At 71.1% G+C, this 16698-nt stretch carries 17 protein-coding genes; 9 read left to right on the top strand and 8 right to left on the bottom strand.

Features of this window, described 5'->3' with window-relative positions; translation table 11 throughout:
- The first annotated feature begins 12 nt into the window (after positions 1–12).
- On the top strand, positions 13–252 hold the full coding sequence (locus ACFV4P_RS14280) for a hypothetical protein (RefSeq protein WP_380470834.1): 240 nt from the start codon (positions 13–15) through the stop codon (positions 250–252).
- On the opposite strand, the gene ACFV4P_RS14275 is transcribed toward ACFV4P_RS14280, so the two are convergent.
- Positions 253–1263: an IS630 family transposase gene (locus ACFV4P_RS14275; protein WP_380471424.1), complete on the bottom strand. Its 1011-nt coding sequence runs from the start codon at positions 1261–1263 to the stop codon at positions 253–255.
- 737 nt (positions 1264–2000) lie between these two features.
- Between ACFV4P_RS14275 and ACFV4P_RS14270 the strand changes: the two genes are divergently transcribed.
- Complete coding sequence (locus ACFV4P_RS14270) at positions 2001–2462, top strand: cytochrome P450 (protein WP_380470832.1); 462 nt, start codon at positions 2001–2003, stop codon at positions 2460–2462.
- A 160-nt stretch (positions 2463–2622) separates the two neighbouring features.
- Here ACFV4P_RS14270 and ACFV4P_RS14265 read toward each other — a convergent pair whose 3' ends face one another.
- Both ACFV4P_RS14265 and ACFV4P_RS14260 read right to left on the bottom strand, forming a co-directional pair.
- A complete protein-coding gene (locus ACFV4P_RS14265; RefSeq protein WP_380470830.1) occupies positions 2623–3153 on the bottom strand; it encodes a hypothetical protein in 531 nt (176 codons plus the stop codon).
- Positions 3154–3362: 209 nt separating this feature from the next.
- Complete coding sequence (locus ACFV4P_RS14260; RefSeq protein WP_380470829.1) at positions 3363–4130, bottom strand: sirohydrochlorin chelatase; 768 nt, start codon at positions 4128–4130, stop codon at positions 3363–3365.
- Between the two features lie 248 nt (positions 4131–4378).
- Here ACFV4P_RS14260 and ACFV4P_RS14255 point away from each other — a divergent pair, with 248 nt between their 5' ends.
- Positions 4379–4873, top strand: a complete 495-nt coding sequence (locus tag ACFV4P_RS14255) for a copper-binding protein (RefSeq protein WP_380470827.1) — start codon at positions 4379–4381, stop codon at positions 4871–4873.
- On the top strand, positions 4863–5294 hold the full coding sequence (locus tag ACFV4P_RS14250; RefSeq protein ID WP_380470825.1) for a hypothetical protein: 432 nt from the start codon (positions 4863–4865) through the stop codon (positions 5292–5294). Before ACFV4P_RS14255 ends, ACFV4P_RS14250 begins: the two co-directional genes overlap by 11 nt.
- Positions 5295–5386: 92 nt before the next feature.
- Here the strand turns inward: ACFV4P_RS14250 and ACFV4P_RS14245 are convergent, their stop codons facing one another.
- Genes ACFV4P_RS14245 through ACFV4P_RS14235 form a run of 3 tightly spaced genes read right to left on the bottom strand, consistent with a single transcriptional unit; the run spans position 5387 to position 7104 of the window.
- Entirely contained in the window at positions 5387–5698 is a 312-nt protein-coding gene (locus ACFV4P_RS14245) for a hypothetical protein (protein WP_380470823.1), read from the bottom strand.
- Positions 5650–5928: a hypothetical protein gene (locus tag ACFV4P_RS14240; protein ID WP_380470821.1), complete on the bottom strand. Its 279-nt coding sequence runs from the start codon at positions 5926–5928 to the stop codon at positions 5650–5652. The genes ACFV4P_RS14245 and ACFV4P_RS14240 overlap by 49 nt, the downstream gene beginning before the upstream one ends.
- A gap of 57 nt (positions 5929–5985) precedes the next feature.
- Positions 5986–7104, bottom strand: a complete 1119-nt coding sequence (locus ACFV4P_RS14235) for an RICIN domain-containing protein (RefSeq protein WP_380470819.1) — start codon at positions 7102–7104, stop codon at positions 5986–5988.
- Between the two features lie 234 nt (positions 7105–7338).
- Here ACFV4P_RS14235 and ACFV4P_RS14230 point away from each other — a divergent pair, with 234 nt between their 5' ends.
- Together ACFV4P_RS14230 and ACFV4P_RS14225 are read left to right on the top strand one after the other, a co-directional pair.
- The gene (locus ACFV4P_RS14230) at positions 7339–8457 is read left to right on the top strand and encodes a hypothetical protein (RefSeq protein ID WP_380470817.1); all 1119 of its coding nucleotides are present in this window, start codon (positions 7339–7341) and stop codon (positions 8455–8457) included.
- A 393-nt stretch (positions 8458–8850) separates the two neighbouring features.
- Positions 8851–9678 carry a lipase family protein gene (locus ACFV4P_RS14225; RefSeq protein WP_380470815.1) on the top strand — a complete coding sequence of 276 codons (828 nt, stop codon included), beginning with the start codon at positions 8851–8853 and terminating at the stop codon, positions 9676–9678.
- A 70-nt stretch (positions 9679–9748) separates the two neighbouring features.
- On the opposite strand, the gene ACFV4P_RS14220 is transcribed toward ACFV4P_RS14225, so the two are convergent.
- On the bottom strand, positions 9749–11059 hold the full coding sequence (locus tag ACFV4P_RS14220; protein ID WP_380470813.1) for a hypothetical protein: 1311 nt from the start codon (positions 11057–11059) through the stop codon (positions 9749–9751).
- A 257-nt stretch (positions 11060–11316) separates the two neighbouring features.
- Entirely contained in the window at positions 11317–11547 is a 231-nt protein-coding gene (locus tag ACFV4P_RS14215) for a hypothetical protein (RefSeq protein WP_380470811.1), read from the bottom strand.
- A 905-nt stretch (positions 11548–12452) separates the two neighbouring features.
- Between ACFV4P_RS14215 and ACFV4P_RS14210 the strand changes: the two genes are divergently transcribed.
- The 3 genes from ACFV4P_RS14210 (at position 12453) to ACFV4P_RS14200 (ending at position 16677) form a co-directional block, all read left to right on the top strand.
- A complete protein-coding gene (locus ACFV4P_RS14210) occupies positions 12453–14792 on the top strand; it encodes a collagenase (protein ID WP_380470809.1) in 2340 nt (779 codons plus the stop codon).
- Between the two features lie 276 nt (positions 14793–15068).
- A complete protein-coding gene (locus ACFV4P_RS14205) occupies positions 15069–15389 on the top strand; it encodes a chaplin family protein (protein ID WP_380470807.1) in 321 nt (106 codons plus the stop codon).
- Positions 15390–15549: 160 nt separating this feature from the next.
- Positions 15550–16677, top strand: coding sequence for a hypothetical protein (locus ACFV4P_RS14200; RefSeq protein WP_380470805.1), 1128 nt, complete (start codon positions 15550–15552; stop codon positions 16675–16677).
- Positions 16678–16698 lie beyond the last annotated feature (21 nt).

Raw genomic sequence — 16698 nt, 5'->3', positions numbered from 1 at the left:
CGGAGGACAGTCGTGTTCGTTGAGATCGTCTTCGTGGGTCTGCCGATCGACCGTGATGAGGTCGAGGAGGCGTTGGAAGCCGCGTTCGGCTCCGACGGCGAGATCACAGGCGCCGGCGGCGGGATGGGACGTTGCCATCTCGACCTGGAGATCGAAGAGAGCTTGGACCCGGACACTGCGCTGGCTCGGCTCCGGGGCGTGCTGATTGGTCTCGGAGTCGAGGAACACGCGACGCTCAACGTCAGCGATTGATCAGGCGGCCACCGGTCGACCGCCCCAGCGCAGGCCCTTCTCGCGGCGGATGCGGGCGCGTTCCTTGCGCTGGGCCGCGAGGACGTCGGGGTGGCGGGCGTTGGTGTTGCGCCAGCGCAGGTAGGCGTGCAACGCGCGGGTCTGGACCGTGTGGTTCGGGTGGTTGGAGTTGGCGAGCGTGAACTGCCGCAGCGGTCCGAAGTGCGCCTCGATCGGGTTGGCCCAGGAGGCGTTGGTTGGGGTGAAGCAGAGGTGGACGTTGTTGTTGCGGGCCCAGCGTAGGATCTTCTTGCCGTTGTGGGCGGAGAGGTTGTCCAGGATCACGTAGACCGGAGCGCCGTCCGGGCGGGCGGCCCGGATCGACCTGAGCGCAGCCAGCGTGTTCGCGGTGCCCTTGCGGCGCCTGTTCACGCCCCACAAGGTGTCGTCACCGATCGAGTAGCAGCCATGGAAGTGCGTAACGCCGTGGGTACGCTTGTAGGTCGCCGGCAGTCGGTCCGGCTTGCCCTGCCCAGCCCAGCAGCTGCCCGCGGTGGGGCGGATGCCGAGAGGCCCGAACTCGTCGAACGCGAACGTCCGGTCGGGGAAGCGGTCCAGAACGCGCTCGATCCGGTCGAGCTTGGCGTCGTACTCGGGGTCGGTGGACTCCTTCCACGTCTTGGTGCGCTGGAAGGTGACGCCGCGTCGGGCGAGCAGGCAGCGCAGGGCCTCGCGGCCGATGCGGATCACCCGGCCGTGCACCTTACGCAGGTAGGACAGCAGCTTGCGGATGGACCAACGGGTGAAGGGCTGGCCGAGTTTGGAGGGTCGGGTGGTGGCCGTCTGGACGACGAAGTCCTCGTCGTCAGAGCTGAGCAGGCGGGGACGGCCTCCCGCCCACCGAGGGTCCAAGCAGGCCAGGCCGATCTCGTTGAACCGGTGGATGACATCCCTCACCGTGTCCTCATCCGCCTGGACCAGCTGGGCGATGACCGGCACCCGGTTGCCCCCGGCCGAGGCCGGCAGCATCATCGCCTGCCGGTAGCGCACGGTGTTCGTGCTGCCCCGTCGCACGATCCGCTGTATCTACTTCGACCAGGCCCGCGCCTTCGCCGGCAACGGTCTGGCGACCCGCGATGCCGCCGACCACGCGCGGCAGCGGCCGATCGTCCAGCCGGCCTTCCACCCGCAGCTGATGCCGCACTACCTCAACGTCATGGCCGATGCGGTAGACGAAGTGACCGGTGCCTGGCAGTCGGGTCGGGCGGTCCGGCTGGACCAGGAGGTGCGGCGGGTGATGTGCCTGGCCGTTTCCCCGCACGTTCGCGTCCGCTCCCGCGGCCCAGGAAGCGTCCGCACGGGTCGCGGAGGCGATGCCTGGCCTCATGCGCACCTGTGCTGGCGGATGCGCTGCCCGGGTGGGTGGCGCGTCTCCCCTCGCCGCTTCGAGGAGCAGATTGCCCAGATGCGCCAGGCGATGGATCAGGTCATCGCGTACTACCGCGACTCCGGAGAGAGGTACGACGACGTCCTCTCCCGGGTATCGCCGCCGCCGGGAACGGAGTCGAGGAGCGGTTCCTCCGGGATCAGACCCTGCCCTTCCTGGCCGAAGGAATCGAGACCACCACGGCCACGAGCGTGTGAGCACTGCGCCTGCTGCGCCGGTATTCTGGATGTCGCGGCCGCAGTGCGCGACGAGCTGGACGATGCCCTCGGACAGCAGATCCCGACCGATCGGGATCTGCCCGGACTGCCCCTGACCCCGGAACGTGATCACCGAGACACTGCGGCTCTACCCACCCACGTGGCTGCTGAGCCGAAGGGCCGTCCGGAACGTCGGCTGGCCCGCGGCGCGCCCCGGCCGGAGCCGATGTGCTCTTCAGCCCGTACGCCCTCCAGCGCGATCCCACGTGTTCCCTACCCCCGACGCCTTCGCCCCATTCCGCTGGCTGCCAGAGCGGGTAACTTCCCTGCAGCGGGAAAGCTTCTTCGTCTTCGGTGCCAGCCGCCGCAAGTGCATCGGCGACGTGCTCGGAATGAGCGGAGCCACCATCACCGTCGCCATGTTGACCAGCCGGTGGGACCTGCACCACCGCGGCATCGGGCGGGACCGCCGAATCCGTCCGCACGCCGAACTCACACCTCCTCCCACCCCTGTGGCCGTCCGGCCCCGCAACGCCGAACGTGCGCCGACCGGCTCGTCCGGCACGACACCACGGCCGGCTCATTGACGGGACCGGCGCATCGGGCCGAGGCAGTGCCGGCCACGGCATCGCCCAGTGGTGGCACCACCCGCCTGCCCTGCCGAGATGACCCCACGGGCCGGCCCCGGGAACCACGCCATGACGGCGAACTCCCGGAACCGGCCCACGACTTCGCCGAAGGCCCGGCTCAGCGGTCGGCCTGGAAGCCGTTGATCTTGCTCAACTGGCCGTAGCTGCCGTCCTGGTAGACCGGCTGGGTCTGGACGTCGCCGATGATCTGGAACAGCTTCTTCGCCGGGTCCGCGGCGGTCGGGTTGCAGTTCGGGTACCCGACGTACCAGTAGATGCTGGCCACCCCGTCGCCCTGCACGGGCGGCGAGACCGTGGTGTAGAAGGTCACCACCCCGACCTTCGCCTGGTTGGGCCCGTTCGAATCGTGCAGCTCCCACGCACCGGAGACCGTCGAGTCCGAGGTGTTCGACGTCACGGTCAGCGACATGTCGTCGTTGAACTGGACCGCCGACACCCCGAGCCACTTGCTGATCACGTCGTCGAACTGGAACGCCCGCGCCGGATACGTGTAGTCCGCGACGTTCCCGCCGCACTGCCCCGCCGCTCGTGTCGCCGCCTGCGCCGTACCGGTCTGCGCGAGCGTCCCCGCCGCGGTGAGCAGTACCACCACGGCGGCCGTCCGCCTACGGGCCCCTATGTGCTTCATGTGTCCGAATTCCCTTGCTCGATCGATCAGTTCGCCGGCGAATCACCGGCGGAACCAACCTGCCCAGCCGCCACGAGAACCCGCAACCACCCAGCACCGAACGGCCGATCGGACCTCCACGAACGGGGCCCCCGTCCCCGCCGCCTCCCTCGCCCCGCCCGGGCTCGGCTCGACCGCCTCCCCTTCCGGCGGAACGGACACGCCGATGCTCAGGTCGGCCCGGCACCTGCCTGGCGGAGGCGTTCCAGGACCAGTGCGACCAGTTCGGGCGCGTCGCCCAGCGGCTGGGAGACACCGACCACGCCGGCCGCGGTCGAGGCCTCGACGGTCTCGCGGTACAGCACGCCGGATGCGAGGCAGTAGGACGCGACCGCGATCCGGCGGGCCCCGGCACGGCGCAGCTCCTCCGCCGCCTCGCCGGGGGTCGGCGTGGAGGTCGCAGCGAAAGCGGCCCGGCACGGCAGGCCGAGGTCCGTACCCAGCGCGGACGCCATGGCCGCCACCTCGGCATACGCGCCGACGTCGGTGCTGCCCGTCGCCACCAGCACCACCGCGTCGAACTCGACGTCCAGCTCGGCGAGGCGGCGGCGCAACGCCGCGACCAGCCGCTTGTCGGGCTCGCCGGTCGTACCGCCCAGCACCGGCGTCACGAGCGGCGCCCGGCCCAGCGGGTCGGACAGCGCCTTGGGCAGGTCCACCCGGGAGTGAAAGGCCGAGCTCAGCAGCAGCAGCGGCACCACGGCCACCTGCTCGTGCCCGGCTTCGGCGAGCATGCTCAGCGCTTGACGGGCCCTGGGGCGGGTGTGCCGAAGGTACGCGACTTCGACCCGGCCCGCCCAGGAGGACCCGACCGCGCGGGCGAGCGCGCGGGTGTACTCCTTCGCCTCCGGGACGCGGCTGCCGTGCGCCAGCAGCAGCAGCGCACTCGGAGCTGCCGGCCGGGCGACTGGTCGGGGCGTCTCGATCGCGTCGGTCACTGTCGTACCACCCTCGTCATGCGGCGCGAATGCCAGGAAGCGACGATCAAGTTACCGTCAGCGACGACCCTCCCCGCCGTCGGCGCGCGGAGCACCGTCGCCCGCCGACCGGCGCCCCGGGAGCTGTCGCGGAAGCGCGTGCGTCGTACGGGCGGCCTATCGGGTGGACGGCCCGCGCGGGCGGGAGTGTCGCGGCCGGTCTGTCGGACCGGGTGCCCCAGTCTCGTCCCCACAAGGAGGCGATGACCATGACCCCCGTACGCCGAACCCGGCTTCTCACCCGCGCCACTGTGCTGGCGGCCCTCGCACTGGCCGCCAGCACGGGGTGCAGCAGCAGCGGCAAGTCCCCCGCCACAGGGAGCAGCCCCACCGGTGCCGCGAGCAGCGGGCAGGCGGGGACCGTCACCGTGACGGAGAAGGAGTACACGCTCACGTTCTCCGAGATGCAGCTCACGCCCGGCAGCCACACGTTCGTCGCCCACAACGCCGGGACGACGGACCACGCGCTGGCCATCTCGGGCCCCGGTGTGTCGACCACGCAGACCTCGCCCATCCCGCCGGGCGGCGAGGCACAGTTCACCGTCACGCTCCAGCAGGGCAGTTACGAGCTGTGGTGTCCGATCGACGACCACAAGGCGCTCGGCATGGACGCCCACGTCCAGGTCGGCGCGGGCACGGCGGGATCGTCCTCGCCGACCGCCGCGGCCAGCGCCGCCACACCGCCGCCCGGCAATGGCTACTGACGTCCGCCGCTCCCCCACCGGGCACCCCCTGCTGCTCCGGACGCTCCAGTTGGTCACGGCCGCGGCGCTGGCGGTGAGCGCCGCGATCCACGCCGACCTCGCCCCCGGCTACGACGCGGTCGGCGCGCACATCACCCAGGGCACGCTGTTCCGCCTCGAAGCCGCCGTCGCCGCCCTCGCCGCGCTCCTCGTACTGGCCGCCGGCCACCGCAGGTCCGTCTGGGTGTTCGCCGCGCTGGTGTCCGCCTCCACCCTCGGCGCCCTGCTCCTGTACCGCTACGTGGACGTGGGCACCATCGGCCCGCTGCCGAACATGTACGAACCCGCCTGGTTCACCGAGAAGACCACGACCGCGATCGCCGAGGCCGTCGGCACCGTCACCGCGACCGCAGGATTCCTGACCGCCCGCCGTCCGCACTGAACGGTGCTCCGGCAGAACCCCCACGCCCCGTCGCCGCCCGGAGCGCGGACGGCCCGCGTGGCGGGCCCCGTCGTCCGGTACGTCGCAAGCGCTTACCGCCGGCTCCGGCGACGGACGGCGATCAGGACCAGGATCGTGCCGCCGAGGGCGGTGGCGGCAGCCCCTCCAAGGAGGGAGGGCAGGGCGGGAGTTCCGGCGGCGGGCAGCGCGCCGGCGGCGGTGCCCGGCGGACGGGTGGGCGAGGGCGCCGGTGCGGTGGGCGGCGGTGCGGTGGGCGGCGGTGCGGTGGGCGGCGGTGTGGGCTCGGGCGCGCAGTCGACCACGTTGGTGACCTCCGCCGTCAGGTGCTCGCCGGTCAGCTCCTCGGTGTCGGGGAGGGGAGGTCGGTGCGGGCGGTGTCCCACGGTTGCGGGGTGGCGCCGCCTCCCCCCGGGCCGGTGAGCCGGAGTGCCGCGGTGAGGCCGGCGGGCTGCTGCCCCTCGGGCAGGAGCAGGCCGTCGACCTGCCAGGTCTTGGTGACGGTGACGTCGGCCGGCCGGACGGGGCGGTTGTGCACCAGGCAGCTGATCGCCTCGTTGCTCGGCACCGTAATGGTGAAGGCCGCGCCCTGGTCGCCCCGCTCCGGGGCGGGCACGGACGCTTCCGCAGCTGTCCCCGCATGCCCGCCGGGGACGGCCGGCGGGGTGCCGACTCAGCTCTTCTCGTCCTCGGCCCAGGTGATGTCCATCTGGTCGATGAAGTAGCGGCCGTCGAAGCAGAGGAACACCTTGGAGCTGGTGTCGTTGTCCGCGATCCAGGTCTTGTTCCACTGCACGACGGTGCCGGCGCCGTCGCGCTTGGGGAAGTAGAGGCCCTCGCGGCGCTCCGGCCGGTTGTAGAAACCGTGGCCGTTGGCCAGCCGGTACGGCGTGCGGACGAGGGCGCCGCTGTAGTCGTCGAAGAGCGCCGCGGGGAAATTGGTGCGGGCGACGAGCTTCGGCGGGACGTAGTGGACGTCGACCTCCTTGGAGTCCACGTAGCGGGCGGGCTCCCCCGGCAGCCGGTGGAAGGCCCTGCGCACGGCGCCCGGCGTGTCGTAGCTGTCCGTGAAGGTCAGGAGACTTCCCTCCCGTCCCTCCTTGTACCAGTCGCCCTGGGAGTACTGGTCGAAGTCGAAGGTCTCGATGCGGGTGCCCGGGGCGAGGAGTTCGCCGGGGACCTCCCGGAAGCTGGTCTCGTCGAAGATCTGCTCGATGGTCCGCACGCGCTTCTCGTAGCGGCGGGCCGCCACCCGGACCCGGCCCGTCCCCACCGGGAGGTCGGTGGCCTTCGGCACCGGAGCGGGTGCGGGCTCCGGCGGCGGGACGGGCGCGGGCGCCCAGGCGGTGCAGGACCGGTCCTCGGCCCCGGCGCCCTTCTCCAGGATCAGCGGCCCGCCCGGCCGCTCGGCAGCCGGGTCGGCCAGGCCGAGCAGGCAGTTGGAGGAGTCGTTGATCGCCATCAGCCGACCGGTGTCGCGCTGGACGAAAGCCCGCCACGCCTGCCGCCAGTACGAGGAATCACTGCCGGTGTCGGAGAACTTGGGCCGCAGAGTGACCGCGGCGCCCCGGGTCGTCTCCTCGGCGGTCAGGTAGAGGCCGGTGGCGGCGTGCCGGATCCGGTGGTTGACCACCCGGAACCGCTCGGCCACCCACCGCTCGCCCTCGCCACCGGTCTCCGGCGCGAGCACCACCGCAGCGCCCTCCGGGCTCCCCACCGCGACACCCGCCACCAGGCCGGGAATGCGGTGCAGACGCAGCACGAACGCCTCGGCGGGCCAGTCGACCAGCATGGTGAACACCCTCTCGACAAAAGGAATATGACGTTGCGTCACATCATGATCACCCATACGGGCGCGATCGCACCAGGCCCGCCGGCGCCGCCGAGCCATGCCTGCCGCAGCTCTGAGCCACGGGCCATCCGGCCAATGGTTGTATAGTGCATCTTAATAGTTGTATTCATCAACCTTGCATATTTGGGCGCCAGACCTGCTCCACAGCCACCACAGGAAGAACCGCACACGGGCATGAAGACATCGCACCGGGCCGAACCGGCCCGGCCCACCGCCACCCACCACACCCCGCCCAGCCGCTGGCACGGGGTCGGACACCTCGCCGTACACCTGCTCACGCCACTGCTGATGTGCCTGGGCATGGCGCTCGCCTACCAGGGCGCCTTCCACCAGCCGGAGCCCCACCACCTGAAAGTCGCCGTGGTGGGCACCACGACACCGGACCAGGTACTGGCGCAGACCCTCAAGGACCGGGCGGGCGACGCGCTCGACGTCACCACCTTGCCCGACAGGCAGAGCGCCGAGCAGCAACTGCACAGCCGGGACCTCGTCGGCGCGTACGTCCCCGACGCCGAACATCCGGAACTGCTCATCGCCAAGGCCAACTCCGACACCTCCGCGATGGCCGCGGAGGCGGTGTTCCAGACCGTCGCCGGGCACCAGGGCGTGCCGCTGACCGTCACCGACGTGGCCCCGCTCGCGGCCGGCGACCCAACGGGGCAGGGGATCTTCTTCCTGCTGGTCACCATCAGCATCGGCTCCTACGCCAGCGTGGCGGTGCTCGGCACGGCAGGCGCGGCCCTCGGCATGCGCGTGCGGGCACTGGCCGGGCTGGCGACCTCGCTCGTCGTCAGCGCGATCGGGATCGCCACCGCAGGACCCGTGTTCCACGTCGTCGACCACCACCAGGTCGCCGTCTGGGCGCTCGCCTGGCTCTACTCGGCGGGCATCATCGCCATCGGCACCGGCCTGCACGCCTTCCTCAAGCGGTGGACCACGCTGACCATGATGGCGCTGTTCGTGATGCTCAACTTCACCACCTCCGGCGGCATTTACCGTCCCGAGCTGCAGAACGGCTTCTTCGGCGCGCTGCACGGATTCTGGAACGGCGCCGGATTCGTCGAAGGCGCGCGCAGCATCCTGTACTTCGACGGCGGCGCGGGCCTCGGCGGGCGGGTGCTCTCGCTCGTCCTGTGGCTCGTGGCCGGACTGGCGCTGCTGGTCGCCGCCGGCGTCCACGAGCGACGGCAGCGGACGGCCGCAGCGGCTGCCACGACCGGCCCGACGGCGGAGGCCGGGCCCGACGAGCTCACCGAGGACCAGTTGCAGGAGGACGAGGCCGTCGCGGTCTGACACGAGCGCCCCACGCCGCGACACCGACGTGCCGGCAGCCGCACCGTGGTTGCGCCGGAGCGAACCAGTCCTGTGGATGCCAACACGCAGTCCCGAAGGCACTCGACCTCACCGCGCGCCTCCCGGCCCTCGCTGCCACGGCAGCGACCCGAACCGCTGCCTGGAACCTCTCCGCAAGGCGACAGGCAGCAGAGGACGGGCGGCCGAGCCCGGGGTCGGTGTCGCGAGCCAGGGTTTCCGGGTGCCGAGACGGCTCCTTCGCAGTCGGCGTGGACCGCGACCCCGCGCTGGTTGCGTCCGTCCGGATGGCCTCCAGCGCCGCCGACTCCTCCTCGTTCGCATACGGGAATGGGTTGCTGAGCGACCCACTGGCCCGCTCCCCGGAGGACACCGATGACCATCCCCGCCCTGGACCACTCGACGACCAGCTACTCCCTCCCCCACGCCTACTGGATGGCGCAGGCCGCCGGACTGGCCGTACTGGACCCGGCCGGCATCGAGGAGAAGGCCCACGCCTGGGGCTTCGACGAGGTACGCCACTTCGAGTCGACGCACCAAATGCCGTTCCCGATCGAGGACACCCAGGCCTACATCATGGCCAGCGACCGCATGATCGTCACCGGCTTCCGCGGCACCGAGGTCCTGAAGATCTACGACTGGCTCACCGACGTCAACACCCCGCCCGTCCCCGGACCGGCCAACAAGGGCTTCGTCCACTACGGCTTCCGGCAGGCCCTGCTGTCCGTCTACCCCCAAATCCGCGACACCGTCCAGGAACTGCGCACCGACGGGCAGAGCGTCTGGTTCACCGGGCACAGCCTCGGCGGCGCCCTCGCCATGCTGGCCGGCGCCAGCTGGTACTTCGAGGAGCCCCACCAACTCCCCGACGGCGTCTACACCTTCGGCCAGCCCCGCACCTGCGAACGCCTCCTCGCCGACGCCCACAACGCGGCCTTCAGGAACCGCTGCTACCGCTTCGTCAACAACAACGACATCGTCCCCCAGCTCCCGCCCGAGCCGATCTTCACCCACGTCGACGCGCTCCGCTACTTCGACGCGGACGGAAAGCTCCACGAGGCCATGCCGCTCATCGCCGGACTGAAGGACCGGGGCAAGGGCTTCCGCCAGGACATGTTCGCCCCCGAGACCGACGGCATCAGGGACCACCACCTGCCCCACTACCTCGCCGCGTTCGAGAAGAACCTCGCCAGGACCGGCTGACCAGGCCCGGGCCTCGGCGAGTTGACGGTTGGGGGAACCGCAGCATGCGGACATCCGAGCGCGCCTGCGCCTACGCGGGCAGCGCAGGGAACACGACCACCGAGCCGTCCTTGTCGCGGGCAATCTCGATCGCCACGTCTGTCGTACGGCTGTTTACCGTGACGCCGTCGCCCAGCTTGTGGATCCGGTGTGCCGCGCTCATGAGCCGATCGACTTCACCGGCCGTGAAGACGGGCCGCAGACCGTTCGGGCGGGCCAGCTCCACCACCGACAGGCGTACGAGGACACCGGCGATGCTCGACTCCAGTTCGTCGAGGCGCTGCTGATCGCGCTTGAGTGCGCGGGTGAAGTTCTCGAACGGATTACCGGGGTCGCTCTGGGCCTGCTCGACGGCCTGGAGGACGACCAGCCGCCGCTTCAGCGCGATGGCCAGGGAGGCGAGTTCGAGGTGGGTGCGGAACGTGCCGCCATGGTCGTCGACGCCGGGGAACGCCTTGGTCAACGTGCCGAGTTCGACGGCCTTGCCCGCAGGCAGTCTGTCGAGCGCGCTCTGCCACCGGGCAAGGCGGCGGTCGGCTTTGCCCAACGCCGTGTTGATGGCATGCACCGCCGAGTCGAGTCCCAGCGAGACACCGATCTTGCCCTGGTCGAGCAGAACGGCTGTGGCTTTGTCGATGGCGTCGCGGCAGCCGTCGAGTTCGCTGTGCTCGTCGTCGAGCTTCTCCTCCTGAAGTTGCTCCAGCAGTTCCGTGATGTGCTCGATGGCCTGCCGGCGCTTGTGGTCGGCGTGCGCGCTCACACCCACCGCCACGGCCATGAGCACGAGTGGAGCGGCCACGGTGAGCGCCGTGCCGCCGGCGGCCACGGCACCAGCAGTCGCACCGGCCCCGCCGACCGTGCCCGCCGCTGCCGCTCCTCCGACCGGCACGAACGTCGCTTTGGAAGCGATCCTGCCCGTCGAGTTCACGAGTTCACCGTAGATTCCACCGGCCGCCCCCTTCGACGCCATCGGGCGAACGATGCCCTGCCCGAGCTGGGCGGCAACCTTCGCCGGGACCACCATGCGGTAGAGGTTCTCGCCGGAAGCGGTCGCCCTGGCCGCTGTCAGAGAACTCCGCGCCGATTGCGTGATGAACTGTGACAGCTGCTGCGCCAGGGGACTCGCGGCATCGAGCGGGATGCCGCGGCCGCGGTCGACCGTGTCGGGCAGCGGATGAACCTCAAGCGTGACGATCGGCTCGTCGGCCAGGACGGCCAGCACTCCGCGCAGTTCCGCCAGGCGCCCAGCCGTCATCGACTCGCCCGCGGCCAACCCGGGCACTCGGACGTCACCGGTCGCAAGCGTCCACACGGGTACCGTTGTTCTGCGGTCGTCACTCATCGTCTCCCCTTGTTCCCCAAAAGCAACCTACGTCCGACCTCGAACGCGAACGGCTCGTGGTCGTCCTCCGCGGATCACCGCGCCCCTGCGTCGCCCGCCGCACATCGGACCGCTCCGGAACCGGGTCGGCTCCGTCGTATGTCCGCAGACCGGGCGATCCCGTCACCGCGACTCCACCAACCCGTCCAGCTCCTCCGGATGTTGTGGCATCCGACTCCCCTGCCGGCCCAGCACCAGCCGCTCCCGGGCACGGGTAATCATGACGTAGTAGGCCATGCGAAGGGTCGCCGCCGTCGGATCGGTGGCGGAGTCGGATTCCGCGCGTCGGCAACGACGACGGTGTCGAAGCCGAGGCCCTTGGCGCCGGCGCGGTGGACGATGACGACGCCGGGGCAGCCGAGGTCGAGATCACGATAGCGGCCGGACGCGGCCTGCGAGTTGTAGAGCTGGGGTTCGCGGGCGAGGTTGGCGCGTTCCAGCAGGCGCACCAGGTCGGCCGCCGTGCGCAGGGAGTTGACGATGACGACCCACTGCGAAAGGGGATTTCGGGGCGAGTGACGACACCCTTGGTCGGGCAGTCCCGTCGAGCGCCCGGTCCGCACCCCCTGCCCGATCGGGCCCGCCCCCCCACTTCCCACCGTTCCGGTCGACGCCGTGCGGCTGCCGGCCCCGGGCCGGTGGGGCGCCGGTGGGTCGGCCGTTCTGCCCGGCCGTCGAAACCTCCCCCATGGGCAGGTAAACACTAGTGCAATTTCACATTGCCATGTTACATTTCATGCCCTGCGCCAACCGGCCTCCCCCCACCTGGAGGCCGCGGCCCCTTTGGGCCATCGACTCCGCCCCACCTCCCCCCACAGGAGAATCGGTGTCAATTCCTCGCGCCACGCGCCGAGTCACGCCCGTCCCGACGACGGACCACACCCGCACGCGCCCGCCGAGCACCTAGGCCCTGTCTTTCGGGTCCTGCCGACCGCGCAATTCCGGATCGCCATTCCCCCCGCCCCGACGGGCCGGGAGGCGCCCCCACGGAAGCAACCAGCAAACCGTCCAAGTACCCCCAGTACGAGGACAGTTCGCCGACACTCCGAGCCGGGCGCGGCATCCGGGCTGCTTCCGACCCCAAGGGCCGGGGAGCCGCGCACCGATCCGACAGGGTCCGGAAGAGAGGGCCTGGCCGGAGCCCCGACGCCCGTACGAAGGCGCCGCTCCACCGCTTCCGCCGCACCTCCGTACGGGCGTCGAGCTCCGTACCGCCGGCGCGGTCACCCGTTCCCGGGCTGCCCGTTCCCTCACGCTCCCGCACCGGTTCCGGCGGCATTCGCCGCCTCGCTCCTCCCCCGGTGCGCCCCGCACAGCACCACCTGACCACCCCCACACCAACGAGGAGACCCCGGTGCGTTCATCAGTCACCGTGCGCAACACCCTGCTCTCGGCCGCGCTCGCCGCCGCCCTCGCGGTCCCGCTGCTGCACAGCGTCCAGGCCGCCGCCTCGCCCGCGCCTGCCGTCTCGGCGGCGGACCGCCCTGCGCCCGCCCCGCAGCAGGCCGGCGACCACGTCGCCCACCAGGGCGCCCCGGGTGGCGGCACCTCGGCCGTCCCGCAGGGCTGGCCCGGCACCGCCGCGCGCCAGCCGACCAGCGGCCTGCAGTCCGGCGATCCGGCCGACACCGCCGAGTCGCTCCCGGCGGCCGGCGTCGCGAAGAGCGCCGCCTGTACCCCGGAGGCGTTCACCTCGCTCTCCCCCGCCGCGCTGGTCGACTTCCTCACCGACCGCGGCCACACCTACCAGGACTGTCTGCGCCCGCTGCTGGTCAACTGGGACCCGCGGACCGCGAAGGTGATGACGCCCGATCACGTACGGGCCGTCGCCGCCAAGGTGAGCTCCCTCGCGCCGTCCTTCGACAGCGCCAACAACCTGAACCAGCAGGAACTCTGGTACTACCTGCACATCGCCGTCTTCTTCGACTTCTACCACGACGAAATCGACCTCGGCGACGACACCACCGTCGCCGCCCTCGACCGCGCCATCCGCGACTACGCCGCCAACCCCCGGGTGTTCGACCCCACCACCACCAACGGCGACACCATGGGCGAGTTGCTGCAGACCAGCAGCGCCCCCAAGCTCCGGCTGGCCCGGCTGCCCCTGGTGAAGCAGGTCATGCGGACGTTCGCCCCCGGCTCGCCCGTGATCGGCGACCGCGGCTGGAACTGGGCCGTCCAGGGCGCTCTCCAGATCAACTTCCAGGGCATCGAGAACGTCGGCGAGGACCCCGAGGGCCTGTTCCGGGCCGCCGTCGCCGCCGACGCCGACTACCGCGAGACGTTCCGCGCCTACGCCGGCTACACCCACCTCAAGGGCACGAACAGCGAGTGGGCCGCCGGCGACGCCATGCTGGAGTACGGACGCTTCGCCCGGATCGACGCCCTCAAGTCCGAGGTGAAGCAGCGGATCGGCTCGCAACTGGAGCTCGCCGCCGCGACCTTCGGCCGGATGAGCGTGCCCTGGGCCAACCTGGTCGGCCCGGTCAACGACCTCGGGCTCTGCGGCCAGTACGGGGTCTGCCGCACCGACCTGGAACGCCAGATCTTCCCCCACACCTACAGCTACGACAACGACACCCTGATCGTGCGCACCGCGCTCGACAAGGCCACCGCCGACCAGCTCTACTACGCCACCAAGCAGGTCAAGGCCCAGTTCTTCCGGACCCTGGGCACCGACCAGCCGCTGGCCGACGACAACCACCCGGCGCTGACCGTCCAGCTGTACGACACCAAGAGCAACTACCAGGCCCTCCAGCGTGTGCTGTTCGGCATCGGGGACGTCCAGAACGGCGGGATGTTCATCGAGGAGAACTCCACCTTCTACACCTACCAACGCACCTCCCAGGAGTCGTACTTCAGCCTGGAGGAGCTGTTCCGGCACGAGTACACCCACTACCTCAACGCCCGCTGGGCGATCCCCGGCGAGGGCTACACCACCCGCTGGCCCAGCGACGCCACCTTCGCCATGAACGAGGGCACCGCCGAGTACTTCGCCGGCGCCACCCGTGACAGCGGGGTCAAGGCCCGCAAGTACATGGTCCGCCAGATCGGTTGGGACGACGAGGCCCGCACCCCCCGTCTGACCGTCGACCAGATCCTGCACGCCACCTGGAACGGACTGGGCTTCCGCGCCTACCCCTACTCCGCGACCTTCTTCAACCTGCTCGGCGAGAAGCACCCCGAACAGCTCTCCGAGATGTACCGCCTGCTGCGCGCCGACGACCGCGCCGGCTACGACGCCTGGCGCGACCGCCTGGGCCGCGACGCCGGCCTCCAGCAGGAGTACACCGCCTACCTGGACGCCGAGATCCCGCACGCGGACGACCTCTACGTCCCCTCCACCGACTACACGCCCAACGGCCAACTGAACTACGCCTGGGCATCCGAGATCCGCAACGCCTTCGCCTCCGCCACGCAGAACACCCCCGACTGCAAGGACAACGGCGACTGGAACAACAAGATGCGCTTCACCTGCACCGGACGCATCACCGCCAACCTCACCAACTCCAACAACCCCGGCCAGAACCGCAAGGACATGGCCACCACCGTCGACCACTTCCTCCTCGACCGGGGCGGCGCCGCCAACAACAACATGGCCGACATGAACTGCTGGTTCGGCAAGGTCGACGTCTGGCCCTCCGGCCAGGCCGGCACCGCGGACTACTCCTGCGAGGGCCCGCTCCGCCGCTGACACCGCACCACGGCGACGGCCGAGCCCCGTCCGCCGCTGCCGAAGGCGCCCGGTGACCCTCGCGACGGGGTCACCGGGTGCCTTCGGCCGTCATGCGCAAACCGGTGTGCAATCGCTTCCCCCAGCCGATTCTGCCTGAGCCGTTTGCGCCGCCTCGACGGTGCGTATCCGGAGCGCGCTTCCGTCGTTGACCAGGCCGTGGCTCCGAGCAGTTGCCCGGGGCACGGTCTGCGCAGGCACCGGCTTTCGGCGGGGCCCGTACGAGGAAGGAACACGATGAACATGCTGACGGGTGCGGGGCGCCAGGCCGCGGGCAGCAGTGCACGCACCGTGGGCAAGCGGATGGCGGTGCTGGGTACGGCCATGGGGGCGGCAGTGGTCCCGGCCGGCGCGGCCCAGGCCAACATCGTGGGAGTGGGCAACGCCGTGTTCGGCAACTCCTGCACGAACCACGGTGCCGCGCAGGCCACCGGGACCACCGTCTCCGACAGCGGGACGGCAAGCGGCAACCACCTCGGCCTGCCCCTGGACCTGCCCCGCAACCACTGCGGGAGCAGCGGGATCGTCTGCACGGCCATCTTCATGTCCAGCGTCTGATCCGGTGGGACCGACGTTGTGCGGGACGGGTGGGCTCGTGGCCGGTGTCGGGGTGACGGGTGTGTCGCTGGAGGACGCCGCTGTACGGGAGTTGGCTGCCCTGAGTGGGCGAGCGGTGCCGTTGTTGCGGGAATGGGTCGGCGAGTGTCCACGGCTGGGCGTGGCGCGGGCCCTCCTGATGCTGGCGACCGGCGGGGGCCTGAGCGATGAGGTGCTGCGGGAGGAGTTGGTGGTCGCCCACCGGGACGCGCAGGAGGCCGATGCGCGGTCGGCGAGCCTGGTGTACGGGATCTTCCTCTACACCCACCGACAGTTCCGGCTCACGGCCGATCACCTGGTGACGCACTTCGAGCGCTGGCCCGGGGACGAAGTGGCCTCGCTGATGCTGGACGCCTTCCACGCCTGCGGGGACGCCGGCTACCGCGCGGACGGTGATGCGCTGGTCGAGCGGCAGTACGCCCTGGCCGGTGCGGACAGCTGGCCGTGGACGGGCAGGCTGGCCTGGACGCGGGCGGAGCAGGGCCGCGCCGAGGAGGCCCTCGAACTGGCCGGGCACACCCTGGCCCGGTTTCCGCGCGCCGGACTCGCCGCGCACGCTCGCGCGCACGCCGAGCACGAACGGGGAGCCGGCCCCGCCTCCACCGGGTTCCTCGACCGGTGGCTGGCCGAGGATCCGCAGGCGGCGCAGTTCAAGCACCTGAACTGGCATGCCGCCCTGCAGTCGCTGGCCTGCGGGGACTTCGCAGACGCGCGCCGCCGGGCCGACGAGGTCCTGGGCCGCGCGGACGTGGGGATGCGGTCGGCGACGAACTGGCGTCTGCTGCTGGCCGGGCAGGAACCCGCCGGCCGCTGCGACCTCGACCACGTGCGCGGCCTGCTGGCCGGGCCGGGCGGGATGGCGGAGGTCTTCCACACCTTCAACCTGGCCCTGGCCCTGGCCGTCGAGTCGGCCACCGGCGACCTTGAGGCCCTGGCCCGCCGGGCGGCCGGTGACACGCGCCCCGACTACAGCGAAGTCCTCGCCCCCGTGGTCCGGGCCCTCGCCCACGTGACCGCGGGCCGCCCCCGGGCCGCCGTCGATCTCCTGACCCGCCTGCGCGGGCAGATCGACCGCATCGGCGGCGTACGGGTGGAACGCGAGATCGTCCAGGACACGCTGGCCCGCGCCCTCGTCGACATCGGCGAACACACGCGCGCGGCCGCCCTCCTGCACGAGCGCGTCACCGCCCGCCGCCACCACACCTACGAGGACCTCGTCCTCACCCCGCACGCGACACCGGCCCGCTGACCCTCCACCACCCCGTCGCCT

Origin of the sequence: Kitasatospora sp. NPDC059795, assembly GCF_042732175.1 — a bacterium.
Taxonomy (GTDB): Bacteria; Actinomycetota; Actinomycetes; order Streptomycetales; family Streptomycetaceae; genus Kitasatospora.
The sequence above is the reverse complement of the archived record's forward strand: the minus strand, read 5'-3'. Positions and strand labels throughout refer to the sequence as shown.